The following is a 23,296-nucleotide window of genomic DNA, read 5'->3' as shown; positions in this document are numbered from 1 at the left end:
GGCTCTCTCCCTTTTCGTGGCGCGAGGCGGGCACGCTGGCGCGCCGGACGGAGTGGACCGCATGAATGAGCTGATGAAGATTCTGGGCCAGACCGGCCAGCAGATGACCTTCGATCAGATCCGCATCTCGATCGCCTCGCCGGAGCAGATCCGCTCCTGGTCCTATGGCGAGATCAAGAAGCCGGAGACGATCAACTACCGCACCTTCAAGCCGGAGCGGGACGGGCTGTTCTGTGCCCGCATCTTTGGGCCGATCAAGGACTACGAGTGCCTGTGCGGCAAGTACAAGCGCATGAAGTTCCGCGGCATCATCTGCGAGAAGTGCGGCGTGGAGGTGACGCTGGCCAAGGTGCGCCGTGAGCGCATGGGCCATATCGAGCTGGCGTCCCCGGTCGCGCATATCTGGTTCATGAAGTCACTGCCCTCGCGCGTCGGCCTGATGGTCGACATGTCGCTGAAGGAGCTGGAGAAGGTCCTGTACTTCGAATCCTACGTGGTTCTGGAGCCGGGCCTGACCGACCTCAAGCTGCACCAGCTGCTGACCGAGGACCAGTTCCAGAACAAGCAGGACGAGTTCGGCGAGGACGCCTTCAGCGTTGGCATCGGCGCGGAAGCGGTGAAGCAGATGCTGGCGGCCATCGACCTGCAGAAGGAAGCCGCGCAGCTGCGCGCCGACCTTAAGGAGACCACTTCCGAGGCCAAGCGCAAGAAGCTGGTGAAGCGCCTGAAGATGCTCGAGAGCTTCGGGGAGGGCGGTGCCCGTCCGGAGTGGATGATCCTCGACGTCGTGCCGGTGATCCCGCCCGAGCTGCGCCCGCTGGTGCCGCTTGACGGTGGCCGCTTTGCGACCTCTGACCTGAACGACCTGTATCGCCGCGTCATCAACCGCAACAACCGCCTGAAGCGGCTGATCGAGCTGCGCGCGCCGGACATCATCGTGCGCAACGAGAAGCGCATGCTGCAGGAGGCCGTGGATGCGCTGTTCGACAACGGCCGTCGTGGCCGCGCCATCACGGGGGCGAACAAGCGACCGCTGAAGTCGCTGTCCGACATGCTGAAGGGCAAGCAGGGCCGCTTCCGGCAGAACCTGCTCGGCAAGCGCGTCGACTATTCGGGTCGTTCGGTCATCGTGGTGGGTCCGGAGCTCAAGCTCCATCAATGCGGGCTCCCCAAGAAGATGGCCTTGGAGCTGTTCAAGCCGTTCATCTATTCAAAGCTCGAAAAATACGGCCACGCGACCACCATCAAGGCCGCCAAGCGGATGGTGGAGAAGGAGCGGCCGGAGGTGTGGGACATCCTCGAGGAGGTCATCCGCGAGCACCCCGTCCTGCTGAACCGCGCGCCGACGCTGCACCGTCTGGGCATCCAGGCCTTTGAGCCGGTGCTGGTCGAGGGCAAGGCGATCCAGCTGCATCCGCTGGTCTGCACGGCGTTCAACGCGGACTTCGACGGCGACCAGATGGCCGTGCACGTCCCGCTGTCGCTGGAAGCGCAGCTGGAAGCGCGCGTGTTGATGATGTCCACCAACAACATCCTCAGCCCGGCCAACGGCAAGCCGATCATCGTGCCGTCGCAGGACATCGTGCTTGGCCTGTACTACCTCTCGCTCGAGACGCCCGAGTTCAAGGTGGCGGAGGAGCAGAAGGCGCCGGCCTACGCCTCGATCGGCGAGATCGAGCAGGCGCTGGCCGCTGGCGTGATCAACCTGCACAGCAAGATCCGCGCGCGCCGCAAGGCCGCCGACAAGGACGGCAACATCGTCACCGAGCGCGCGGTGACGACGGCTGGCCGCATGTTCATGGGCGCGCTGCTGCCGCTGCATCCGGCGGTGCCATTCTCCCTGATCAACCGGCAGCTGACCAAGAAGTCGATCTCTGACGTCATGGACGCAGTGTACCGTCACTGCGGCCAGAAGGAGTCGGTGATCTTCGCTGACCGCCTGATGGGCCTCGGCTTCCGGCACGCGGCCAAGGCCGGCATCTCCTTCGGCAAGGATGACATGGTCATCCCCGACACGAAGAATGCGATGATCGGCAACACCAAGGACCAGGTGAAGGAGTTCGAGCAGCAGTACCTCGACGGCCTGATCACCGCGGGCGAGCGCTACAACAAGGTGGTCGACGCCTGGTCGCGCTGCACCGAGGAAGTCGCGCAGGCGATGATGAAGGAGATCCAGAAGGAGGAGATCGGCAAGCCCGCCAACTCCGTCTGGATGATGTCGCACTCCGGCGCGCGTGGTTCGCCGGCGCAGATGCGCCAGCTCGCCGGCATGCGTGGCCTGATGGCCAAGCCCTCGGGCGAGATCATCGAGCAGCCGATCATCTCAAACTTCAAGGAAGGCCTGACCGTCCTGGAGTACTTCAACTCGACCCATGGCGCCCGGAAGGGCCTCGCGGACACCGCGTTGAAGACGGCGAACTCGGGCTACCTGACGCGGCGCCTGGTCGACGTGGCGCAGGACTGCATCATCGTCGAGGACGATTGCGGTACGGAGCGTGGCATTACCGTGCGCGCCGTGATGGATGGCGGCGAGACCGTGTCCTCGCTCTCGGAGCGCATCCTGGGCCGAACGACGCAGGAGAACGTCATCGACCCGGCTGACGGATCGGTGCTGGTCAAGATCGGCACGCTGGTCGAGGAGCCGGAGGCCGAGCTGATCGAGAAGGCCGGCGTGGAGGGGGTGAAGATCCGCTCCGTGCTGACCTGCGACGCGCGCGTTGGCGTCTGCGCCATGTGCTACGGGCGAGACCTCGCCCGCGGTACGCCGGTAAACACCGGCGAGGCTGTCGGCGTCATCGCGGCGCAGTCGATTGGCGAGCCGGGCACGCAGCTGACGATGCGCACCTTCCACATCGGTGGAGCGGCGCAGCGTGGCGCGGAGACATCGGCCGTCGAGGCGATCGCGGACGGCACGGTGAAGTTCCTGAACCGCCAGGTCGTTACCACCAGCCAGGGCGCAACCATCGTCATGGCCCGCAACTGCGAAGCCGTGCTGCACGATGCGAATGGCCGGGAACGCGGGCGCAATCGGGTGCCCTACGGCGCCAAGCTGCTGGTGGAGGAGGGCGAGGCCGTCACGCGCGGCCAGAAGGTAGCCGAGTGGGACCCCTTCACCCTGCCGATCATCACCGAGAAGAACGGCAAGGTCGAGTTCGGCGACCTGCTCGAGAACGTCACCCTCATGGACCGCATGGACGAGGTGACGGGCCTGAGCTTCAAGGAGGTGGTCGAGTACAAGTCGACGGGCCGCAGCGCCGATCTTCGTCCGCGGCTGATCCTGCGCGATGCCGGCGGTAATGTGGTGAAGCGCGACAACGGCGCGGAGGCCATCACGGTGCTGCCTCCTGGCTCGATCCTTTCGGTCGAGCATGGCAGCGAAGTCCGGATCGGCGACGTGATCGCGCGGATGCCGCGCGAATCGTCGAAGACGCGCGACATCACCGGCGGTCTGCCGCGGGTGGCGGAGCTGTTCGAGGCGCGGCGTCCGAAGGACGCGGCGATCATCGCCGACGTCGATGGGCGCGTGGAGTTCGGCAAGGACTACAAGGCCAAGCGGCGCATCCTGGTGGTTCCGGAGCAGGTGGGCGACGAGCCCTCCACGCCCCGGGAGTACCTGGTGCCGAAGGGCAAGCACGTCTCCGTCCAGGAAGGCGACTACGTGAAGGCCGGCGACCCGCTGGTCGACGGTCCGCGCGTGCCGCACGACATCCTGCGGGTGCTGGGCGTGGAGGCCTTGGCCAACTACCTGGTGAACGAGGTGCAGGACGTCTATCGACTGCAGGGTGTGAAGATCAACGACAAGCACATCGAGGTCATCGTCCGGCAGATGCTGCAGAAGGTCGAGATCCTGGATCCGGGTGACACGACCTACCTGGTGGGCGAGACGGTGGAGCGGATCGAGTTCGAGATCGAGAACGAGAAGCGCATCTTCGCCAAGGAACGCCCGGCACGTGCCGAGCCGGTTCTGCAGGGCATCACCAAGGCGTCGCTGCAGACCACCTCGTTCATCTCGGCCGCTTCGTTCCAGGAGACGACCCGGGTGCTGACCGAGGCCGCTACCGCGGGCAAGGTGGATAACCTGATGGGCCTGAAGGAGAACGTCATCGTCGGGCGCCTGATCCCGGCGGGCACGGGGTCCGTCATGAACAAGCTGCGGGCCGTTGCTGCGCAGCGGGACCGGGGGCGTCTGCCGACCTCTCCGGAGCCGTTGGCGGGCCCCGCGCGGGCCGCGGAGTAGCTATGCGGGTGGCGTCCAGGGAACTCCCCAGGGGCGCCACTTCGCTTGACTCAACCAGGCGCGCCGGATAATAGGCGCGACCTTGGTCGGATGTGGCGCAGCCTGCGCCGGTACGGCCGGGCTGATATTGGTCTCCAGCGACGCGCTTCCGGAACCGCTCCTACAGGAGCCTAGGCCGGGGGTCGGACAGGTGCCCGCAGGGAAGTGCCACTTGGCCTTCCACGCGGGCCGCTCTGTTTGCGGTGCCGGGACAGACGAGACGAGCACGAAGGGGCGTCATGCCGACGATCAACCAGCTCATCGCCCACGGGCGTGAGCCTATCGCGAAGCGGAACAAGGTTCCGGCCCTGCAGGGCAGCCCGCAGAAGCGGGGCGTCTGCACGCGCGTCTACACGACCACGCCGAAGAAGCCGAACTCGGCGCTTCGCAAGGTCGCGAAGGTGCGCCTGACGAACGGCTACGAGGTCGTGAGCTACATTCCGGGTGAGGGTCACAACCTGCAGGAGCACTCCGTGGTGCTGATCCGCGGCGGGCGCGTGAAGGACCTTCCGGGCGTTCGCTACCACATTCTGCGCGGCGTGCTCGACACGCAGGGCATTGCCAAGCGTCGCCAGCGCCGGTCGCTGTACGGCGCCAAGCGGCCGAAGTGAGGAACTGAGACATGTCGCGCCGCCATAGCGCCACCAAGCGCGAAGTCCTGCCGGACCCGAAGTTCGGCGACCTCGTGCTGAGCCGTTTCATGAACGTGCTGATGTACGACGGTAAGAAGAGCACCGCCGAGGGCATCGTCTACGCTGCCATGGACACGCTGAAGCGTCGTGGCGGCGCCAATGCCGATCCGCTGGGCGTGTTCCACCAGGCGATGGACAACGTGAAGCCTGCCGTTGAGGTGCGCTCGCGCCGTGTCGGCGGGGCCACCTACCAGGTGCCTGTCGAGGTTCGGCCGGAGCGGCGCCAAGCGCTTGCGATCCGCTGGCTCATCGACAGCGCCCGCAAGCGTGGTGAGCACACGATGGAAGACCGCCTGTCCGCAGAGTTGATGGATGCCGCGAACAACCGTGGTTCTGCCGTCAAGAAGCGCGAAGACACGCACCGTATGGCCGAAGCCAACAAGGCCTTCAGCCACTATCGTTGGTAAATCTGCGCTTCAACGCGCACCGCTGGTAACGCGATCCGATCTGAGGATTTGACATCATGGCCAAGGCGAAATTCGAGCGGAACAAGCCGCACTGCAACATCGGCACGATCGGGCACGTGGACCACGGCAAGACGTCGTTGACGGCGGCGATCACGAAGATCCTGGCGAAGACGGGCGGTGCGACGTTCACGGCGTACGACCAGATTGACAAGGCGCCGGAGGAGCGTGCGCGCGGGATCACGATCTCGACGGCGCATGTGGAGTACGAGACGGCGAACCGGCACTACGCGCATGTGGATTGCCCGGGCCACGCCGACTACGTGAAGAACATGATCACCGGCGCGGCGCAGATGGACGGCGCCATTCTGGTCGTCTCGGCGGCGGATGGTCCGATGCCGCAGACCCGCGAGCATATCCTGCTGGCGCGCCAGGTCGGCGTTCCGGCGCTGGTGGTGTTCCTGAACAAGGTGGACATGGCGGACCCGGATCTTCTCGAACTGGTCGAGATGGAAGTTCGGGAATTGCTGTCGTCCTACCAGTTCCCGGGCGACGACATTCCGATCATCCACGGCTCGGCGCTGATGGCGCTGGAGGACAAGCAGCCGGAGATCGGCGAGCAGGCGGTGCTGAAGCTGATGGAGGCGGTGGACGCCTACATTCCGCAGCCGGCGCGTGCGCTGGACCGGCCGTTCCTGATGCCGGTGGAGGACGTGTTCAGCATTTCCGGCCGCGGCACGGTGGTGACCGGGCGGGTCGAGCGCGGCATCGTCAAGGTGGGCGAGGAGATCGAGATCGTCGGTCTGAAGAACACGGTGAAGTCGGTGGTGACCGGCGTCGAGATGTTCCGCAAGCTGCTGGACAGCGGGCAGGCGGGCGACAACATCGGCGCGCTGCTGCGCGGCATCAAGCGCGAGGATGTGGAGCGCGGGCAGGTGCTGGCGGCGCCGGGCTCGATCACGCCGCACACCGGCTTTTCGGCCGAGGCGTACATCCTGACGAAGGAGGAAGGCGGGCGTCACACGCCGTTCTTCACGAACTACCGGCCGCAGTTCTACTTCCGGACCACGGACGTGACCGGGATCGTGAAGCTGCCGGAAGGCGTCGAGATGGTGATGCCGGGCGACAACGTGACGATGGACGTGGAGCTGATCGCGCCGATCGCGATGGATGAGGGCCTGCGCTTCGCCATCCGCGAGGGCGGCCGCACCGTCGGCGCCGGCGTCGTCGCCAAGATCGTCAAGTAAGCGACGACAGAAGGGATACGGGCCAGAGCGCCATGGACAGCCAGAACATCCGCATTCGCCTGAAGGCGTTCGATCACCGCGTGCTGGATGGCAGCACGCGGGAGATCGTCAACACGGCCAAGCGGACGGGTGCGCGGGTGCGCGGGCCCATCCCGCTGCCGACGCAGATCGAGCGTTTCACCGTTAACCGTTCGCCGCACGTCGATAAGAAGTCGCGCGAGCAGTTTGAGATTCGTACGCATCGTCGCCTGCTTGATATCGTCGATCCCACCCCGCAGACCGTGGACGCGCTGATGAAGCTCGACCTGGCCTCCGGCGTGGACGTCGAGATCAAGATCTGATCGACGGTATAAGGACCGACATTATGTCCATCACAGGCCGTCAGGTTACGGGCCGTTCCGGGCTGATCGCCCGGAAGCTGGGGATGACCCGGCTTTTCAACGAGGACGGTTCCACCGTTCCGGTCACCGTTCTGCATGTCGACGACGTGCGGGTTGTTGCGCAGCGCACGATGGAGAAGGATGGCTATGTTGCCGTCCAGATCGGCATCGGCCACGCGAAGCCGAAGAACGTCACCAAGCCGCAGAAGGGTCACTTTGCGAAGGCCGGCGTCGATGCGCCGCGCAAGACCGTGGAGTTCCGCGTGGCGGAAGACGCGACGCTTGCGCCTGGCACGAAGCTCGACATCGGGCATTTCGTTGTTGGCCAGAAGATCGACGTGACCGGCGTGACGCAGGGCAAGGGCTTTGCCGGCGCCATGAAGCGCTGGAACTTCTCGGGCCTCGAGGCGTCGCACGGCGTGTCGGTCAGCCACCGTTCGCATGGTTCGACCGGCAACCGCCAGGATCCGGGCAAGACCTTCAAGAACAAGAAGATGGCTGGTCACCTCGGCGTCGAGCGCGTGACCACCCAGAACCTGGTGATCGCCGGGCATGACGCGGAGCGCGGCCTGCTGCTGGTAAAGGGTGCGATCCCGGGCTCGAAGGGTGGCTACGTGCTGGTGCGCGACGCTGTGAAGCGTGCGCGTCATGCCGATGCTCCGTATCCCGCGGGCGTGGTCGCGGCCGGCGAAGCTGGGGCGCAAGGGTAACAATCATGGCGATCCAGCTTCCTGTCATCACTCTCGACAACACGCCTGCCGGCGAGATCGAGCTTTCGGAGGCGCTGTTCGGCGCCGCGCCGCGGGCCGACATCATGGCGCGTGTCGTCCATTGGCAATTGGCCAAGCGCCGCGCCGGGACCCACAAGGTCAAGGGCATGGGCGAGGTCTCCGGTACGACCAAGAAGCCGTACCGGCAGAAGGGCACCGGCAACGCGCGCCAGGGCTCGCTTCGGGCACCGCAGTACCGTAAGGGTGGCATCGTTCACGGCCCGGTCGTGCGCAGCCACGAATACAATTTGAACAAGAAGGTCCGTCGTCTCGGCCTGATCTGCGCGCTGTCCGCCAAGGTCGCGGCCGGCAAGCTCATCGTGCTGGATGCAGCTGCCGCTGGTGAGGATGCGAAGACCTCGGCGATGGTCGCGCAGCTGAAGAAGCTGGGCTGGGACAGCGCGCTGGTCATCGATGCGACGGTGGATGCGGGCTTCGCCCGCGTCACGCGCAACATCCCGAAGATCGACGTGCTGCCGACGATCGGCGCCAATGTGTACGACATCCTCAACCACGATGTGCTTGCGGTGACGCGGGCTGGTCTTGAGGCTCTGGCCGTGCGGCTCAGCGGCGCGAAGAAGGAAGCTGAGGCATGAGCGAGACGGCACCCAAGCCGCGCGGCAAGGTCCTGTCCGCGGAACGCCTGTACCAGGTGATCCTGGCGCCGGTGGTGACGGAGAAGGCGACCCGGCTCAACGAGAGCAGCCAAGTCACCTTTCGCGTGACCAATGACGCGACCAAGCCGGAAATCCGGCAGGCCGTCGAGAAGCTGTTCTCCGTCAAGGTCGAGGCGGTCAACACGCTCGTGATGAAGGGCAAGACCAAGCGGTTTCGCGGTCGCAAGGGCCAGCGGTCCGATTGGAAGAAGGCGGTGGTTCGGCTGCAGGCCGGACAGACCATCGACCTCACGACGGGGCTTGCGTGACGCCATGGCATTGAAGAATTTCAACCCTGTTACGCCTTCGCTGCGCGGCACGGTCCTGGTGGACCGGTCCGACCTGTGGAAGGGCAAGCCGGTCAAGGGGCTGACGGAGGGCAAGTCGCACTCCGGCGGTCGCAATAACCATGGCCGCACGACGGTTCGGTTCCGGGGCGGCGGACACAAGCAGTCCTACCGCATCGTCGACTTCAAGCGCCGCAAGTATGATGTTGCCGCGGTTGTCGAGCGTCTGGAATACGACCCGAACCGCTCTGCCTGGATCGCGCTGCTGAAGTACGCGGACGGTGAACTGGCCTACATCATCGCGCCGCAGCGCCTGAAGGCCGGCGACAGCGTGGTGTCGGGCGAGAAGGTCGACATCAAGCCGGGCAATGCGATGCCGCTGGCCAACATCCCGGTCGGCACCATCATCCATTGCCTGGAGATGAAGCCGGGCGCTGGTGCCAAGATCGCACGCTCGGCTGGCACCTTCTGCCAGCTGGTCGGCAAGGATGCCGGCTACGCGCAGGTGAAGTTGATGTCCGGTGAGGTCCGCCTGGTGCGGGCCGAGTGCATGGCCGCCATCGGCGCCGTGTCCAACCCGGATAACAGCAACCAGCAGATCGGCAAGGCTGGCCGGACCCGCTGGATGGGCTTCCGTCCGCATGTCCGCGGCGTGGTCATGAACCCGGTCGACCACCCGCATGGTGGTGGCGAGGGTCGGACTTCCGGCGGTCGCCATCCGGTTACCCCGTGGGGCAAGCCCACCAAGGGTGCCAAGACCCGTAACAACAAGCGTACGGACCGGCTCATCGTCCGGCGCCGCAACGCGACGAAGGGCTGACGGCAATGTCGCGCAGCGTCTGGAAGGGGCCGTTCGTCGACGGCTACCTGCTCAACAAGGCAGAGGCGGCTCGTGCCTCCGGCCGGAACGAGGTCATCAAGATCTGGTCCCGCCGCAGCACGATCCTGCCGCAGTTCGTGGGTTTGGTGTTCGGCGTGTACAACGGGAAGAAGTTCATCCCGGTGCAGGTGAACGAGAACATGGTTGGGCACAAGTTCGGGGAGTTCTCGCCGACGCGTACCTTCACCGGGCACTCGTCCGACAAGAAGGCGAAGCGGGGCTAACGCCATGAGCAAGCCGAAGCACGAGCGCGGGCTCGAAGAAACCGAAGCGCAGGCCGTCACGAAGAACATTCGTGTCAGCCCGCGGAAGCTGAACCTGGTGGCGGGGTTGATCCGTGGCCGCACGGCGCAGGACGCCGTCGCGACGCTGACCTTCTCCAAGCGCCGCATCGCGCAGACGGTGAAGAAGACGCTCGAGAGCGCGATCGCCAACGCCGAGAACAACCACTCCCTCGATGTCGACCGCCTGGTCGTCACCAAGGCCGAGGTTGGCCGCGCGGTGGTGATGAAGCGCTTCCACGCGCGTGGTCGCGGCCGCTCCTCGCAGATCGAGAAGTGGTTCAGCCATCTCAAGATCGTGGTGGCGGAGCAGACGATCGCCCCGCCGGCGGCACAGCAGGAGGCCGCGTAACATGGGTCACAAAGTCAATCCGATCGGGCTCCGGCTCGGCATCAACCGCACCTGGGACAGCCGCTGGTTCGCGGAAGCCGACTATGCGCGGATGCTGCATGAGGACCTGAAGCTGCGCCGGACGCTGCGTGAGCGCTTGAAGGGCGCCGGCGTGTCGCGCGTTGTGATCGAGCGTCCGGGCAAGAAGCCGCGCGTGACCATCCATGCCGCCCGGCCTGGCGTGGTCATCGGCAAGAAGGGTGCGGACATCGAGAACCTGCGCAAGGACCTGGCGAAGATGGCGGGGGCCGAAGTATCCCTGAACATCGTCGAGATCCGCAAGCCGGAGATCGACAGCACGCTGGTCGCGGAGAGCATCGCGCAGCAGCTGGAGCGCCGCGTGGCGTTCCGCCGCGCCATGAAGCGCGCCGTGCAGTCGGCCATGCGCCTCGGCGCTGGCGGCATCCGCATCAACTGCTCCGGCCGTCTTGGCGGGGCGGAGATCGCGCGGATGGAATGGTACCGTGAAGGCCGTGTGCCGCTGCACACGCTGCGCGCGGACATCGATTTCGGCGTCGCCACGGCGAAGACCACCTACGGCACCTGCGGTGTCAAGGTTTGGATCTTCAAGGGCGAAGTCATGGCCCATGATCCGATGGCGCAGGACAAGCGCGCCGCGGAACAAGCGCCGCAGCGCTGAGAGTAAAGTATCATGCTTCAGCCTAAGCGCACGACGTTCCGCAAGGCCCACAAGGGCCGCATCAAGGGCATCGCCCGTGGTGGATTCACTCTGACCTTCGGCGGCTTCGGCCTGAAGGCGCTGGAGCCCGAGCGGGTGACGGCGCGGCAGATCGAGGCGGCACGGCGCGCCATCACGCGCGCCATGAAGCGCCAGGGTCGGGTGTGGATCCGCATCTTCCCGGATGTGCCCGTCTCGACGAAGCCGGCCGAAGTCCGCATGGGCTCGGGCAAGGGTGCGCCGGAATACTGGGTGGCGCGGGTGAAGCCGGGCCGCATCATGTTCGAGCTGGACGGGGTCTCCGGCGAGATCGCGCGCGAGGCGCTCGAGCTCGGGGCGGCGAAGCTGCCGATCAAGACGAAGATCGTGACGCGCCTCGGCGCCACGGCGGAGGCCTGAGATGGCGCAGACAAAGATTGCGGACGTCCGGGCGAAGTCCCCGGATGAGCTGCAGGAGATGCTGGTGAACCTGCGGAAGGAGCAGTTCAACCTGCGCTTCCAGCGGGCCACTGGCCAGCTTGAGGCGACAGGTCGCATCAAGCAGGTCCGGCGCGACATCGCCCGGGCGAAGACGATCATGGCCGAGCGCACGCGCGCCGGCAAGCAAGCGTAAGGGGTTCGGGCGATGCCGAGGCGCGTCCTCACGGGCCGGGTGGTCAGCGACAAGACCGACAAGACGATCACCGTCTTGGTCGAGCGTCGCGTGATGCACCCGCTCTACAAGAAGTTCATCCGTCGTTCCAAGAAGTACGCAGCGCATGACGCGGCGAACCTCTGCAAGGAAGGCGACCTGGTGTCGATCGAGGAATGCCGCCCGATCAGCAAGAACAAGTCCTGGCTGGTGATTGCGCGCAACGGCGATGCGGTTGAGCGTCCGGAGGGCTTTGCCGCCCCGGTCGCCGCCACCGCACCGTCTGCCGACGCGCCGGCTTCGGCAGGCTGAGGCGGACCCACCATGATCCAGGTCGAATCCAATCTCGAAGTCGCCGACAACTCCGGTGCGCGTCGCGTCCAGTGCATCAAGGTGCTGGGTGGCTCGAAGCGCCGGACCGCGTCGGTCGGTGACATCATCGTCGTTTCCGTCAAGGAGGCGATTCCCCGCGCCAAGGTGAAGAAGGGCGAGGTGCATCGCGCCGTCATCGTCCGCACGGCCTATCCCGTGCGGCGTATCGACGGCACGGCCATCCGCTTCGACGGCAACGCCGCGGTGCTGATCAACAAGCAGGGCGAGCCGATTGGAACCCGTATCTTCGGACCGGTCGTGCGCGAGCTGCGTGGGAAGAAGTTCATGAAGATCATCTCGCTGGCGCCGGAGGTCCTGTAAGGCCATGGCCGCGAAGATCAAGAAGGGCGACAAGGTCGAGGTTTTGACCGGTCGCGACAAGGGCAAGAAGGGCGACGTCATTCGCGTCGTGCCCGAGGAAAGCCGCGCCTTCGTGCAGGGCGTGAACATGGTGAAGCGCCACACCAAGCCGCAGGGCATGGGCAAGCCGGGTGGCATCGTCGAGAAGGAGGGGCCGATCCATCTCTCCAACTTGGCGCTGCTCGATCCCGTCTCCGGCAAGGCGACGCGGGTTGGCTTCAAGGTGCTGGAAGACGGCCGCAAGGTCCGTGTGGCCAAGCCCTCGGGCGAGGTGATTGACCGATGAGCGACTCGAAGAAGGGCAACAAGCCCGGCACGAAGGGTGGCAAGTCCACGCCGCCGAAGAAGTCCAACGCGCCGGCCGCCGCCAAGGGTGGCGAGCAGCGCGTTGCGCCGGCCTCTCCGGCCGCTGTCGCGAACCCCGGCGAGGCGAAGGCTTCGCCGGCCGAGCAGCCGCGCATGCGGCGCCGCTATGAGGACGAGATCCGCAAGGCCCTGTCTGCCGAGTTCGGCTACAAGAACCCGATGCAGGTGCCGAAGCTGGAGAAGATCGTCATCAACATGGGCGTGGGCGAGGCCGCCGGCGACCAGAAGAAGCTGGATGCGGCGGTGGCCGACCTGATGGCGATCAGCGGCCAGAAGCCGGTGAAGACCAAGGCGCGCAAGGCGATCGCGGGCTTCAAGATCCGCGAAGGTCAGGCGATTGGCTGCAAGGTCACGCTGCGCAAGGCGCGGATGTTCGAGTTCCTCGACCGCCTGGTGACCATTGCGTTGCCGCGGGTGCGGGACTTCCGGGGCATCCCCGGGAACCGTGGCTTCGACGGCCGTGGCAACTACGCCATGGGTCTCAAGGAGCAGATCGTGTTCCCCGAGATCAACTACGATAAGGTCGACGTGGTGCGCGGCATGGACATCCAGTTCGTGACGACGGCGAAGACCGACAAGGAAGCCAAGGCGCTGCTCAAGGCGTTCGACCTTCCTTTCGCAAACTGATTTGGAAAACCGCCTGACAGACGTCAGGCAGGTTCCGGAGGATTTTAGACGGCATGGCCAAGACCTCGTCTGTCATGAAGAACAAGCGTCGTGAACGGCTCGCGAAGCTGCATGCGCCCAAGCGCGCCGCCCTCAAGGCGGTGGTGATGGATCGCGAGTTGCCGGTCGAGGAGCGCTTCGAGGCGACGCTGAAGCTGGCGCAGTTGCCGCGCAATGGCGCGCAGAACCGCGTCCGCCTGCGCTGCGAGCTGACCGGTCGTCCCCGCGGCAACTACCGCAAATTCAAGCTGAGCCGCAACCAGCTCCGCGATCTGGCCAATCAGGGTCAGATTCCGGGCCTGGTCAAGGCGAGCTGGTAAGGAGGGCCGCGTATGTCGCTGTCCGATCCGCTGGGTGACATGCTCACCCGTATCCGCAATGCCCAGCGCGCACGGCAGAGCCGTTGTGTGGCCCCGGCATCCCGCCTGCGGGAGAATGTGCTCGATGTGTTGAAGCGCGAGGGCTACATCCGCGCCTTCGCCACCGAGCAGCTTCGCCCTGGCATCAAGGTGATCAGCATCGAGCTGAAGTATTCCGAAGGCGAGCCCGCCATCAAGGAAATCGCGCGCGTGTCCAAGCCGGGCCGCCGCGTCTATTCCAAGATCGCGGAGTTGCCGAAGTTTTACTCCGGCCTCGGTATTTCGATCCTGTCCACGCCGAAGGGCGTGATGAGCGACAATGAGGCCCGCGCTGCCAATGTTGGCGGCGAAGTCCTCTGCCGCGTGTTCTGACGGGAGGATAGATTATGTCTCGCGTCGGCAAATACCCGGTCCCGGTTCCGGCAGGCGTCCAGGTGGCGCTGCAGGGCCGCAAGGTCGTGGCCAAGGGCAAGAATGGCGAGCTTTCGCTCGACCTGACGGAAGAAGTGGATGTCACCATCGAGGGTGGCGAGGTTGCGGTGGCGCCGCGTGGGGGGGACCGCAAGTCCCGCACCATGTGGGGCACCACGCGCAGCCTGATCCAGAGCATGGTGACCGGCGTTTCAACCGGCTTCACCCGCAACATGGAAATCACCGGCACCGGCTATCGTGCGGCAGTGCAGGGGAAGGAGCTCGTGCTCAACCTCGGCTACAGCCACGACATCCGCTATCCGATCCCGGCGGGCATCAAGATCACCTGTGAGAAGCCGACCTCCATCAAAGTGGAAGGCGCCGACAAGCGCCAGGTCGGCCAGGTGGCCTCTGAGATCCGCGCGTATCGCGGCCCGGAGCCCTACAAGGGCAAGGGCGTGCGCTACGACAACGAGGTGATCCTCCGGAAGGAGGGTAAGAAGAAGTAATGGCCAACAAGCTCGCATTGATGGAGCGTCGCCGTTCGCGCGCGCGCTACCAGATCAAGATGAAGTCGGGTGGCCGCGTGCGGCTCTCGGTCTTCCGCTCGGGCAAGCACATCTACGCCCAGGTCATCGACGACAAGGCCGGCCGTACCGTGGCCGCCGCCTCGTCCATCGAGAAGCCGATGCGTGATGAGCTGAAGACCGGCGCCGACAAGGGCGCGGCGGCAGCAGTCGGCAAGCTGGTGGCGGAGCGCGCGCTCGCCGCCGGTGTCGTGGAAGTGGTGTTCGATCGCGGGCCGTACCTCTATCACGGCCGCATCAAGGCACTCGCGGAGGCAGCCCGCGAGGGCGGCCTCTCCTTCTGAGGAGTTCGGGAATGGCACGTGAACCCAGGAGCGGCGAGGGCGGCGGTGGCGGTGGCGAGGGCGGCGATCGCCGTCGTGGCCGCGGTCGCGACCGCAACGAGAACCGGCAGGATCGGTCCGACGGCGATGAGCTGAAGGACAAGCTGGTCACCATCAACCGTGTGGCCAAGGTGGTGAAGGGCGGTCGTCGCTTCAGCTTCGCCGCGCTGGTCGTGGTTGGCGACCAGAAGGGGCGCGTTGGCTGGGGCGCCGGCAAGGCGCGCGAGGTTCCGGAGGCAATCCGCAAGGCGACGGAGCGTGCCAAGCGCACGATGATCCGCGTGCCGATGCGCGAGGGTCGCACCCTGCACCACGACCAGGTCGGCGAGTTCGGTGCGGGCCGCGTGATTCTGCGGGCCGCGCCGGCCGGTACCGGCATCATCGCCGGTGGTCCGATGCGCGCGGTGTTCGAGACGCTTGGCATGGGCGACGTCGTCGCCAAGTGCACCGGCACGACGAACCCGCATAACATGGTGAAGGCGACCTTCGCGGCGCTCGGCCGTTGCACCAGCCCGCGGGCTGTGGCGGCGCGTCGCGGCAAGAAGGTGTCGGACCTGATGGGTCCGCGCAAGGACGCCGTGGCCGAGGGCGCGGCGCCGGAGGCGACGAATGTCTGAGGCGAGCAAGAAGACCGTGAAGGTGACCCAGACCGGGTCGCCGATCGGCCGCAAGCCGGGTCAGCGCGAGACGCTGATCGGGTTGGGCCTGAACAAGATCCGTCGCACGAGCGAGCTGGAGGATACTCCGGCCGTGCGTGGCATGATCCGGAAGGTCGCCCATCTGATCAAGGTGGACGGTGAATAACATGAAGCTCAACGAAATCCGCGACAACGACGGCGCCCGGCCGAAGTTCAAGCGCATCGGCCGTGGCATCGGGTCCGGCAAGGGCAAGACTTCCGGCCGCGGCGTCAAGGGTCAGAAGGCGCGCACCGGCGTGTCGCTGAATGGGTTCGAGGGCGGTCAGCTCCCGATCTATCGGCGCATGCCGAAGCGTGGCTTCGTGAATCCGTTCCGCAAGAACTACGCGCCGCTGAACCTCGGTGCGCTGGACAAGGCCATTGCCGATGGTCGTCTGCCGGAAGGCCAGGCGATCGACGAGGCCATGCTGCAGGCGGCCGGTGTGGTCCGCAACTCTCCGAAGTACGCCGGCGTGCGGCTGCTTGGCGTGGGTGAGATCACCCGCGCTGTGACACTGACGGTGTCCGGTGCCTCCGCCACTGCGGCCGCGGCGATCGCGGCGGCCGGTGGCACGCTGACGCTGCTGGTGGTCAAGGCAGAGGCTCCGGTTGAAGCCTAGGCCGGTCCAAGGCTGATTTGAGCGCGCCGCCCTTGCACCCTTTGGGTGCGGGCGGCAATTTAGGGTAGCTGCGACGCGGCGTCCCGGGTCCGCCTTTCGGCGTGGCTTGGGGGCGCCGCTTTCGCGAGGAGGGATCGCACATGGCGTCCGCCGCCGAACAGCTTGCGGCCAATCTGAACCTCGGGGTGCTGGCCAAGGCCACCGAGCTCAAGAATCGGCTGTGGTTCACCCTGGGCGCGCTGATCGTCTACCGCATCGGCTCCTACGTGCCGGTGCCGGGCATCGATGCCGGCGTGATGGCCGAACTGCTGCAGCAGATGGGCGGCGGCATCCTCGGCATGTTCGACATGTTCACCGGCGGGTCGCTGGGGCGCATGACGATCTTCGCGCTGAACATCATGCCCTACATTTCCGCCAGCATCATCGTGCAGCTGATGACGGCCGCCATCCCGTCCTGGGAAGCCTTGAAGAAGGAAGGTGAGTCCGGGCGAAAGAAGCTCAACCAGTACACCCGCTACCTCTGCCTGTTCATCGCGATCTTCCAGGCCTACGGCATCGCCGTGGGGCTCGAGAGCCTGCGCGGCAGCTTCGGGGCGGCGGTGCATGATCCAGGCTGGTTCTTCCGAATCTCCTGCGTCATCACGCTGGTCGGCGGCACCATGTTCCTGATGTGGCTGGGCGAGCAGATCACGGCGCGCGGCATCGGCAACGGCATCAGCCTGATCATTTTCGCCGGCATCGTGGCGAACCTGCCCTCCGCGCTCGCGGCGACCCTGGAACTCGGCCGCACCGGGGCGCTGTCCACCTTCTTCATCATGGCGTTCCTGGCTATCGCCCTGCTGGTTATCGCCTTCGTGGTATTCATCGAGCGCGCCCAGCGGCGCATCCCGGTGCAGTACCCGAAACGCCAGGTCGGCAACCGGATGTTCGGCGGCGAGAACACTCACCTGCCGTTGAAGCTGAACACGGCCGGCGTCATGCCGCCGATCTTCGCGTCCTCCCTGCTACTGCTGCCCGCGACCTTCGCGGCGTTCCGGCAGGACCCGAACAGCGACAGTTGGCTGACCAGCGTGACCAACCTGCTGGCGCATGGCCAGCCGCTGTACATGGCGCTGTACCTGGCGCTGATCGTGTTCTTCGCCTTCTTCTACACGGCGGTCGTGTTCAATCCGCAGGAGACGGCTGACAACCTGCGCAAGTATGGCGGCTTCGTGCCCGGCATTCGGCCTGGCCTGCCCACCGCGCAGTATTTCGACCGGGTTCTGACGCGGCTGACGGCGGTGGGCGCCATCTACCTGTCCATCGTCTGCATCCTGCCGGAGCTGCTGATCTCAAACTACGGCGTGCCGTTCTACTTCGGCGGCACGTCGCTGCTCATCATCGTGTCGGTAACGATGGACACGGTGGCACAGGTGCAGTCACATCTGTTCGCCCATCAGTACGAGGGGCTGATCAAGAAGGCTCGGCTGGGTGGCCGCGGCACGCAACCGGGGGGACGCGGTCGATGAGGACAGATACGTGCGGCTGATCCTTCTGGGTCCGCCCGGGGCCGGAAAGGGCACCCAGGCGAAGCGGCTGGAGGAGCGCTACGGCGTCGTGCAGATCGCCACCGGCGACATGCTGCGGGCCGAGGTGAAGTCGGGCTCTCCGATCGGCCGCGAGGCGAAGGCCATCATGGAGCGGGGTGAACTGGTGCCGGACAGCATCCTGATCGGGATGCTGGCGGCCCGTGTGCAGGCGCCGGACGTGGCGCGGGGCTTCATCCTGGATGGCTTCCCCCGCACCGTGCCACAGGCGCAGGCGCTGGATGGAATGCTGTCCGACCAGGCGCTGCCGCTGGACCACGTGATCGAGCTGAAGGTGGATGACGCCGCGCTCGTGGAGCGGATTGCCGGGCGCTACACCTGCGCGAAGTGCGGGGAGGGCTACCACGACCGCTTCAAGGTGCCCGCCCAGGCGGGCGTCTGCGACGTCTGTGGCAGCACCGAATTCGTTCGTCGCGCCGATGACAGGGCGGAGACGGTGGCGGCGCGGCTCGAGACGTACCACCGCCAGACATCACCCTTGCTGCCGCACTATGCCGGGCAGGGAAAGCTCAAGCAGGTCGATGGCATGGCCGACATGGACGAGGTGACGCGGCAGATCGCGGCCATCGTGTCCGGTCGTCCGCTGGGTACGGGCTGAGGCCGTGGCCTCCGCCTTGACTCCCCCCTTGGGGCCGGTGTAGCACCCGGCCCCTGCGGTCCGGAGGTTCCTCCGGCCGCCCTTCGCCGTTGCATGCCTGATTCGGGCCAGTTTCGTGGGAGCCACGAAGGTCCGGGTCTGGTTGAACTGATGCGGGCCTCGGCCCGGTTTTTTTGAGGCAGGCCCCAGGCCTGATGAGGAGAGAGGCACCGTGGCGCGCATCGCCGGCGTGAACATCCCAACCAACAAGCGGGTGCTCATCTCGCTCCGCTACATCTATGGCATCGGTCCGCAGAACGCGAAGGTGATCTGCGAGCAGCTCGGCATTCCCGAGGATCGCCGGGTGAACCAGATGACCGATGACGAGGTCATCCGCGTCCGTGAGCTGATCGACCGGGAATACCGCGTCGAGGGCGACCTGCGGCGTGAAGAGGCGATGAACAAGAAGCGGCTGATGGACATGGCCTGCTACCGCGGCCTGCGTCACCGCAAGGGCCTGCCGGTCCGCGGCCAGCGCACCCACACCAATGCCCGCACCCGCAAGGGCAAGGCCGTGGCGATCGCCGGCAAGAAGAAGGTGACGAAGTAAGATGGCTCGCGAACCCCGCGCCGGCGCCCGTCCCCGCAAGAAGGAGAGGAAGAACATCTCCTCTGGCGTGGCGCATGTGCTCGCCTCCTTCAACAACACCGTGGTGACCATCACCGACGCCCAGGGCAACGCGATTGCCTGGTCCTCGGCTGGTAGCCAGGGCTTCAAGGGTAGCCGGAAGTCCACGCCCTACGCCGCCCAGGTGGCCGCAGAGGATGCCGGCAAGAAGGCCCGCGAGCACGGCATGGAGACCCTGGAGATCCAGGTCTCCGGTCCAGGTTCGGGTCGCGAGTCGGCGCTGCGTGCCCTCCAGGCCGTCGGCTTCTACGTCACCGCCATCCGCGACGTGACTCCCATCCCGCACAATGGCTGCCGCCCGCGCAAGCGCCGCCGCGTCTAGTTTGACGCGCGACGCTTACCAGGGCTGGGCAGGGGAATAGACCGTGATCGAGAAGAATTGGCGTTCGCTGATCGAGACCAAGAAGGACGTCGAACTCGGCGCCGATCCGACGCGGCTTGCGACCCTGATCGCGGAGCCGCTGGAGCGTGGCTTCGGCATGACGCTCGGCAATGCGCTGCGCCGCATCCTGCTGTCTTCGTTGCAGGGCGCCGCCGTGACGGCCGTGCGTATCGACGGCGCGCTGCATGAGTTCAGCAGCCTCCAGGGCGTGCGGGAAGACGTCACGGACATCGTCCTGAACGTGAAGCAGCTTGCCGTGCGCATGCAGGGCGATGGCCCGAAGCGCCTGCAACTGACGGCGACCGGCCCGGGCGAAGTCACCGCCGGCCAGATCCAGACCACCGGCGACATCGAGATCTCGAACCCGGACTTGGTCATCTGCTCGCTCGACGACGGCGCCAAGTTGTCGATGGAACTGACGGTCGACACCGGCAAGGGCTATGTCCCGGCCAGCGAGAACCGGCCGGAGGATGCGCCGATCGGCCTGATCCCGATCGATGCCATCTACTCGCCGGTCCGCCGCGTCGCCTACCAGGTGCAGCCGACCCGCGTCGGCCAGAAGACGGACTACGACAAGCTGGTCCTGACCGTCGAGACCGACGGTACGGTGACGCCGGAGGATGCTGTCGGCATCGCCGCGCGCATCCTGCAGGAACAGCTGCAGCTCTTCATCAATTTCGAGGAGCCGCGCCAGCGTGTGGTGGAGGAGATCCGCGACGATCTGCCCTTCAACCGCAACCTGCTGCGCAAGGTCGACGAGCTGGAGCTTTCGGTCCGCTCGGCGAACTGCTTGAAGAACGACAACATTGTCTACATTGGCGACCTGGTTCAGAAGACCGAGCAGGAAATGCTCCGCACGCCGAATTTCGGCCGCAAGTCGCTGAACGAGATCAAGGAAGTCCTCGCCTCCATGGGCCTCGGCCTCGGCATCACCGTGCCGGGCTGGCCGCCGGAGAACATCGAGGACCTGGCGAAGAAACTCGAGGAGCCCTTCTGAGGGCTCTTGGCGGAGGGGCAGTCACCCATTCGGGTGAGACGGCTCTGCAACGGACTTAACGGGTCGGCCGACGCAGATGCGGCTGGCCTGGGTATCTAAGGAAACAGGACCATGCGTCACGGCGTTGCCGGCCGTAAGCTCGGCGTCACCACCAGCCACCGCCTCGCCATGCTGCGCAGCATGGCGACCGCGCTGATCAAGCACGAGCAGATCAGCACCACGCTGCCGAAGGCGAAGGAGCTGCGCCCCTATGTCGAGCGCATCATCACCCTCGGCAAGCGCGGCGACCTGCATGCGCGGCGCCAGGCCTATGCGCAGATTCGCGATCCGAAGGTGGTGGACAAGCTGTTCTCCACCATCGCGGATCGCTACAAGACCCGCGCCGGCGGCTACACCCGCGTGCTGAAGGCCGGCGTCCGCTACGGCGACGCGGCCGACATGGCGGTGATCGAGCTGATCGAGCGTGACGTCGCGGCCAAGGGCCTCGACAGCGGCCCGCGTCCTGAGGCTGTGCCGAGCGAGGCGGACGAGGCGTAAGCCTCTCAGCCCCAGGCTTCGTGAAGGGGGGGCGCCGCATGGCGCCCTTTTCCGTTAGATGATCCGCAGCGTCATTCTGCTGGGACTACTCGCGGTGCAGCCGGCCCAGGCGCAGGCCAGCTGGCCCGAGGTCAAATGCACGCGCTACGGCGAAGCGACGGCAGCGGCGCTGGCGCATTTCGGGCGCCAGGGTGTCAGCCAGGAGTTTCTCGACCGGCACGCCGCCTTCCTTGCTTCGGGGTGCAGCGGTCCGCGCGATGTCTGCCCACGGTCGCCGGCGGAACTGAACCTGGCCGATGCGCTGTCGATCGCCGCGATGAACGGCGGCGCCACCGGCAGCTTCCTACCCTTCGCCTGCCGGGACTGACCCGCGCCGCGCGTCGCGCAACTCCAGCCGCGTCAGCCAGAAGCCGGCCCCGACGATCACCGCGACACCGGCCAACATGGAGACCTCCGGCACCTCGTCGAAGAAGATCCAGCCGAACAGGATCCCCCACAGGATCATCGCATATTGCCACGGAACGACCACCGGCGCCGGCGCCAGGGCGAGCGATCGCGTGACGGCCAGATGCGCCGCCACCCCCACCACGCCCAGCAACATCAGCAGGCCCGTATCCACCCATCCCACCGGCACCCAGCCAAAGGGCGCCAGGAACAGGCCGAAGGTCAGCGCCCCCAGCATCTGGTACACGGCGAGCACCGGAGCAGAGGTGCCGCGCAGCGCACGCGTGCTCAGCAGGTAGCCGCTGTACAGCACGACACCTGCCATCGCCGTCAGGGTCGGCAGAAGCCCGTGGTCCAGCCCGGCACCGAGCGTCAGCACCACGCCCAGGAAGCCCAGCACCACCGCGATGAAGCGCGGCCGGTCGAGGCTTTCCTTCAGCAGCACGGCAGAAGCCAGCGCCACGAAGATCGGCGTCGCCATCCAGAACGCCATGGTGTCCGCCAGCGGCATCTGCGACACGGCCCAGTAGAAGGCCGCGACCTCCAGTGTGCCGCAGGCCACCCGCAGCAATTGCAGCCTCGGGCGGCGCGGTTGCAGCAGGGGCAGCACACCCTCCCGCACCAGCAGCGGCGCCAGGATCAGCAGGGCCGCGATGCTGCGCAGGACCAGCACCTGCGCGACGGTGTAGCTGCCGAGCAGCCACTTCCCCAGCACGTCGTTCAGCGAAAAGCCAAGCACCGCCACCGACATCAGCAGGATGCCGGCGAGGTTGCGGTTGGAGGGTGGGGTCACTCGGCGCGGATATTCGCGTCCCGCACCAGGGCCGCCATCTCCGCCCTCCCGTCGCGCACGAAGCGGGCGAAATCATCCGGGCGGCTGGCCACGGGCACACAGCCGATCTGCACCAGGCGCTGGCGGATCGCCGGTTCCGCCACCGCCTCGACCAGCGCATCGGACATCGCCTGGACCACGGCGGGCGGCGTCGCGGCGGGGCCGAAAAGGCCGGCCCATTCATTGGATTCGAAGCCCTCGAAGCCGCTCTCATGGATCGTCGGCACGTCCGGCCGGCTTTCCACCCGCGTCCGAGTGCCGACCGCCAGGAAGCGCGCCCGGCCGCCATCCACCACCGGGCCGGCTGAGACCAGCGTGGTGAAGACGGCATCGATGGCGCCGCCCGCCAGGTCCTGCGCCGCGGCCGCACCGCCCCTGTACGGCACGTGGATCACCTCGATGCCCGCGCGTCGGGCGAAGGCCACCAACCCCAGATGCCCCGCCGTCGCATTGCCCTGCGTGCCCACGGTGATCGTGCCCGGACGTGCCTTTGCCGCCGCCACGAATTCCGCCAGGGAGCGCGCCGGAAAATCGTTCTTCACCGCGATGGCGGAGGGGAACTGCACCACGAGGCTGATCGGCGTGAAGGCGGTCGCGTAGTCGAAGGGCAGGCGCGGCAGCAGCGCCGGATTAACGATGTGGGAGGAGGCATCCCAGAGGAAGGTGTGGCCGTCCGTCGCCCGCGCCACCTCGTTGCCGCCCAGGCTGCCGCTGGCGCCGGTACGGTTTTCCACCAGAAAGTTCTGGCCGAGCTTCGCGCCCATATGGGGCGTCGTAACCCGTGCGGCGCTGTCCGCCGCGCCGCCGGCAGAGAAAGGCACCACCAGCCGGATGGGCCGCGACGGCCAGGCCGCCTGTGCGTGTGACCTGGACGCGAGCGCGAGGGTGGCGGCACTGGCCAGGATGGCGCGGCGGGTGGCGGGCATCGTTCTTCCTCC

General features: G+C 66.3%; 34 protein-coding genes. 32 read left to right on the top strand and 2 right to left on the bottom strand.

The window, feature by feature from the left end; genetic code table 11:
- The first annotated feature begins 61 nt into the window (after positions 1-61).
- The 32 genes from rpoC (at position 62) to ACLF3G_RS09255 (ending at position 21,449) form a co-directional block, all read left to right on the top strand.
- Positions 62-4,237, top strand: coding sequence for a DNA-directed RNA polymerase subunit beta' (gene rpoC / locus ACLF3G_RS09410; RefSeq protein ID WP_430669098.1), 4,176 nt, complete (start codon positions 62-64; stop codon positions 4,235-4,237).
- Positions 4,238-4,515: 278 nt separating this feature from the next.
- Entirely contained in the window at positions 4,516-4,887 is a 372-nt protein-coding gene (gene rpsL, locus ACLF3G_RS09405) for a 30S ribosomal protein S12 (protein WP_430669097.1), read from the top strand.
- A gap of 11 nt (positions 4,888-4,898) precedes the next feature.
- The gene (rpsG, locus tag ACLF3G_RS09400) at positions 4,899-5,375 is read left to right on the top strand and encodes a 30S ribosomal protein S7 (RefSeq protein ID WP_430669096.1); all 477 of its coding nucleotides are present in this window, start codon (positions 4,899-4,901) and stop codon (positions 5,373-5,375) included.
- A gap of 56 nt (positions 5,376-5,431) precedes the next feature.
- On the top strand, positions 5,432-6,619 hold the full coding sequence (tuf, locus tag ACLF3G_RS09395) for an elongation factor Tu (protein ID WP_430669095.1): 1,188 nt from the start codon (positions 5,432-5,434) through the stop codon (positions 6,617-6,619).
- A gap of 32 nt (positions 6,620-6,651) precedes the next feature.
- Positions 6,652-6,960 carry a 30S ribosomal protein S10 gene (gene rpsJ / locus ACLF3G_RS09390; RefSeq protein ID WP_027285682.1) on the top strand — a complete coding sequence of 103 codons (309 nt, stop codon included), beginning with the start codon at positions 6,652-6,654 and terminating at the stop codon, positions 6,958-6,960.
- A 23-nt stretch (positions 6,961-6,983) separates the two neighbouring features.
- Entirely contained in the window at positions 6,984-7,709 is a 726-nt protein-coding gene (gene rplC, locus ACLF3G_RS09385) for a 50S ribosomal protein L3 (RefSeq protein WP_430669094.1), read from the top strand.
- Between the two features lie 11 nt (positions 7,710-7,720).
- The gene (rplD, locus tag ACLF3G_RS09380; RefSeq protein ID WP_430669282.1) at positions 7,721-8,365 is read left to right on the top strand and encodes a 50S ribosomal protein L4; all 645 of its coding nucleotides are present in this window, start codon (positions 7,721-7,723) and stop codon (positions 8,363-8,365) included.
- A 32-nt stretch (positions 8,366-8,397) separates the two neighbouring features.
- Positions 8,398-8,694 carry a 50S ribosomal protein L23 gene (locus ACLF3G_RS09375; RefSeq protein WP_430669281.1) on the top strand — a complete coding sequence of 99 codons (297 nt, stop codon included), beginning with the start codon at positions 8,398-8,400 and terminating at the stop codon, positions 8,692-8,694.
- Positions 8,695-8,698: 4 nt separating this feature from the next.
- A complete protein-coding gene (gene rplB / locus ACLF3G_RS09370) occupies positions 8,699-9,532 on the top strand; it encodes a 50S ribosomal protein L2 (protein ID WP_430669280.1) in 834 nt (277 codons plus the stop codon).
- Between the two features lie 5 nt (positions 9,533-9,537).
- A complete protein-coding gene (gene rpsS / locus ACLF3G_RS09365; RefSeq protein ID WP_430669093.1) occupies positions 9,538-9,816 on the top strand; it encodes a 30S ribosomal protein S19 in 279 nt (92 codons plus the stop codon).
- 4 nt (positions 9,817-9,820) lie between these two features.
- The gene (gene rplV / locus ACLF3G_RS09360) at positions 9,821-10,225 is read left to right on the top strand and encodes a 50S ribosomal protein L22 (RefSeq protein ID WP_430669092.1); all 405 of its coding nucleotides are present in this window, start codon (positions 9,821-9,823) and stop codon (positions 10,223-10,225) included.
- Position 10,226: 1 nt separating this feature from the next.
- Entirely contained in the window at positions 10,227-10,904 is a 678-nt protein-coding gene (rpsC, locus tag ACLF3G_RS09355) for a 30S ribosomal protein S3 (RefSeq protein WP_430669091.1), read from the top strand.
- Positions 10,905-10,916: 12 nt separating this feature from the next.
- Positions 10,917-11,342 (top strand): 50S ribosomal protein L16, encoded by a 426-nt coding sequence (rplP, locus tag ACLF3G_RS09350; RefSeq protein WP_216837909.1) that lies wholly within the window; start codon positions 10,917-10,919, stop codon positions 11,340-11,342.
- Between the two features lies 1 nt (position 11,343).
- The gene (gene rpmC, locus ACLF3G_RS09345; protein ID WP_430669090.1) at positions 11,344-11,556 is read left to right on the top strand and encodes a 50S ribosomal protein L29; all 213 of its coding nucleotides are present in this window, start codon (positions 11,344-11,346) and stop codon (positions 11,554-11,556) included.
- A 12-nt stretch (positions 11,557-11,568) separates the two neighbouring features.
- Complete coding sequence (gene rpsQ / locus ACLF3G_RS09340) at positions 11,569-11,886, top strand: 30S ribosomal protein S17 (RefSeq protein ID WP_430669089.1); 318 nt, start codon at positions 11,569-11,571, stop codon at positions 11,884-11,886.
- A gap of 12 nt (positions 11,887-11,898) precedes the next feature.
- On the top strand, positions 11,899-12,267 hold the full coding sequence (gene rplN, locus ACLF3G_RS09335) for a 50S ribosomal protein L14 (protein WP_430669088.1): 369 nt from the start codon (positions 11,899-11,901) through the stop codon (positions 12,265-12,267).
- A gap of 4 nt (positions 12,268-12,271) precedes the next feature.
- Positions 12,272-12,592: a 50S ribosomal protein L24 gene (gene rplX, locus ACLF3G_RS09330; RefSeq protein ID WP_430669087.1), complete on the top strand. Its 321-nt coding sequence runs from the start codon at positions 12,272-12,274 to the stop codon at positions 12,590-12,592.
- Positions 12,593-12,765: 173 nt separating this feature from the next.
- Positions 12,766-13,299, top strand: a complete 534-nt coding sequence (gene rplE, locus ACLF3G_RS09325; RefSeq protein WP_430669279.1) for a 50S ribosomal protein L5 — start codon at positions 12,766-12,768, stop codon at positions 13,297-13,299.
- 53 nt (positions 13,300-13,352) lie between these two features.
- The gene (rpsN, locus tag ACLF3G_RS09320) at positions 13,353-13,658 is read left to right on the top strand and encodes a 30S ribosomal protein S14 (protein ID WP_430669086.1); all 306 of its coding nucleotides are present in this window, start codon (positions 13,353-13,355) and stop codon (positions 13,656-13,658) included.
- A gap of 12 nt (positions 13,659-13,670) precedes the next feature.
- Positions 13,671-14,069: a 30S ribosomal protein S8 gene (gene rpsH / locus ACLF3G_RS09315; protein ID WP_430669085.1), complete on the top strand. Its 399-nt coding sequence runs from the start codon at positions 13,671-13,673 to the stop codon at positions 14,067-14,069.
- Between the two features lie 14 nt (positions 14,070-14,083).
- Positions 14,084-14,617 (top strand): 50S ribosomal protein L6, encoded by a 534-nt coding sequence (gene rplF, locus ACLF3G_RS09310; RefSeq protein ID WP_430669084.1) that lies wholly within the window; start codon positions 14,084-14,086, stop codon positions 14,615-14,617.
- Positions 14,617-14,979, top strand: a complete 363-nt coding sequence (rplR, locus tag ACLF3G_RS09305) for a 50S ribosomal protein L18 (RefSeq protein WP_430669083.1) — start codon at positions 14,617-14,619, stop codon at positions 14,977-14,979. The genes rplF and rplR overlap by 1 nt, the downstream gene beginning before the upstream one ends.
- A gap of 11 nt (positions 14,980-14,990) precedes the next feature.
- Positions 14,991-15,635: a 30S ribosomal protein S5 gene (gene rpsE / locus ACLF3G_RS09300; RefSeq protein WP_430669082.1), complete on the top strand. Its 645-nt coding sequence runs from the start codon at positions 14,991-14,993 to the stop codon at positions 15,633-15,635.
- Complete coding sequence (gene rpmD, locus ACLF3G_RS09295; protein WP_430669081.1) at positions 15,628-15,822, top strand: 50S ribosomal protein L30; 195 nt, start codon at positions 15,628-15,630, stop codon at positions 15,820-15,822. Before rpsE ends, rpmD begins: the two co-directional genes overlap by 8 nt.
- Before the next feature lies 1 nt (position 15,823).
- A complete protein-coding gene (gene rplO / locus ACLF3G_RS09290; RefSeq protein WP_430669080.1) occupies positions 15,824-16,315 on the top strand; it encodes a 50S ribosomal protein L15 in 492 nt (163 codons plus the stop codon).
- A gap of 140 nt (positions 16,316-16,455) precedes the next feature.
- On the top strand, positions 16,456-17,823 hold the full coding sequence (gene secY / locus ACLF3G_RS09285; protein WP_430669079.1) for a preprotein translocase subunit SecY: 1,368 nt from the start codon (positions 16,456-16,458) through the stop codon (positions 17,821-17,823).
- 10 nt (positions 17,824-17,833) lie between these two features.
- Entirely contained in the window at positions 17,834-18,499 is a 666-nt protein-coding gene (locus ACLF3G_RS09280) for an adenylate kinase (protein ID WP_430669078.1), read from the top strand.
- A gap of 211 nt (positions 18,500-18,710) precedes the next feature.
- Positions 18,711-19,088, top strand: coding sequence for a 30S ribosomal protein S13 (gene rpsM, locus ACLF3G_RS09275; protein WP_430669077.1), 378 nt, complete (start codon positions 18,711-18,713; stop codon positions 19,086-19,088).
- A gap of 1 nt (position 19,089) precedes the next feature.
- Complete coding sequence (rpsK, locus tag ACLF3G_RS09270) at positions 19,090-19,488, top strand: 30S ribosomal protein S11 (RefSeq protein ID WP_430669076.1); 399 nt, start codon at positions 19,090-19,092, stop codon at positions 19,486-19,488.
- A 43-nt stretch (positions 19,489-19,531) separates the two neighbouring features.
- Positions 19,532-20,545 carry a DNA-directed RNA polymerase subunit alpha gene (locus tag ACLF3G_RS09265; protein WP_430669075.1) on the top strand — a complete coding sequence of 338 codons (1,014 nt, stop codon included), beginning with the start codon at positions 19,532-19,534 and terminating at the stop codon, positions 20,543-20,545.
- Between the two features lie 111 nt (positions 20,546-20,656).
- Positions 20,657-21,082 carry a 50S ribosomal protein L17 gene (rplQ, locus tag ACLF3G_RS09260; RefSeq protein WP_430669074.1) on the top strand — a complete coding sequence of 142 codons (426 nt, stop codon included), beginning with the start codon at positions 20,657-20,659 and terminating at the stop codon, positions 21,080-21,082.
- A 58-nt stretch (positions 21,083-21,140) separates the two neighbouring features.
- Positions 21,141-21,449 carry a hypothetical protein gene (locus ACLF3G_RS09255; protein WP_430669073.1) on the top strand — a complete coding sequence of 103 codons (309 nt, stop codon included), beginning with the start codon at positions 21,141-21,143 and terminating at the stop codon, positions 21,447-21,449.
- Here the strand turns inward: ACLF3G_RS09255 and ACLF3G_RS09250 are convergent.
- The gene (locus ACLF3G_RS09250) at positions 21,426-22,319 is read right to left on the bottom strand and encodes a DMT family transporter (RefSeq protein ID WP_430669072.1); all 894 of its coding nucleotides are present in this window, start codon (positions 22,317-22,319) and stop codon (positions 21,426-21,428) included. The genes ACLF3G_RS09255 and ACLF3G_RS09250 overlap by 24 nt on opposite strands.
- A complete protein-coding gene (locus ACLF3G_RS09245) occupies positions 22,316-23,284 on the bottom strand; it encodes a Bug family tripartite tricarboxylate transporter substrate binding protein (RefSeq protein ID WP_430669071.1) in 969 nt (322 codons plus the stop codon). The genes ACLF3G_RS09250 and ACLF3G_RS09245 overlap by 4 nt, the downstream gene beginning before the upstream one ends.
- Positions 23,285-23,296: the final 12 nt, after the last annotated feature.

Source organism: Falsiroseomonas sp. HC035 (assembly GCF_050563525.1).
GTDB lineage: Bacteria > Pseudomonadota > Alphaproteobacteria > Acetobacterales > Acetobacteraceae > Falsiroseomonas.
Note: the sequence above shows the minus strand (reverse complement) of the source record. Positions and strands in the feature narration are given on the sequence as shown.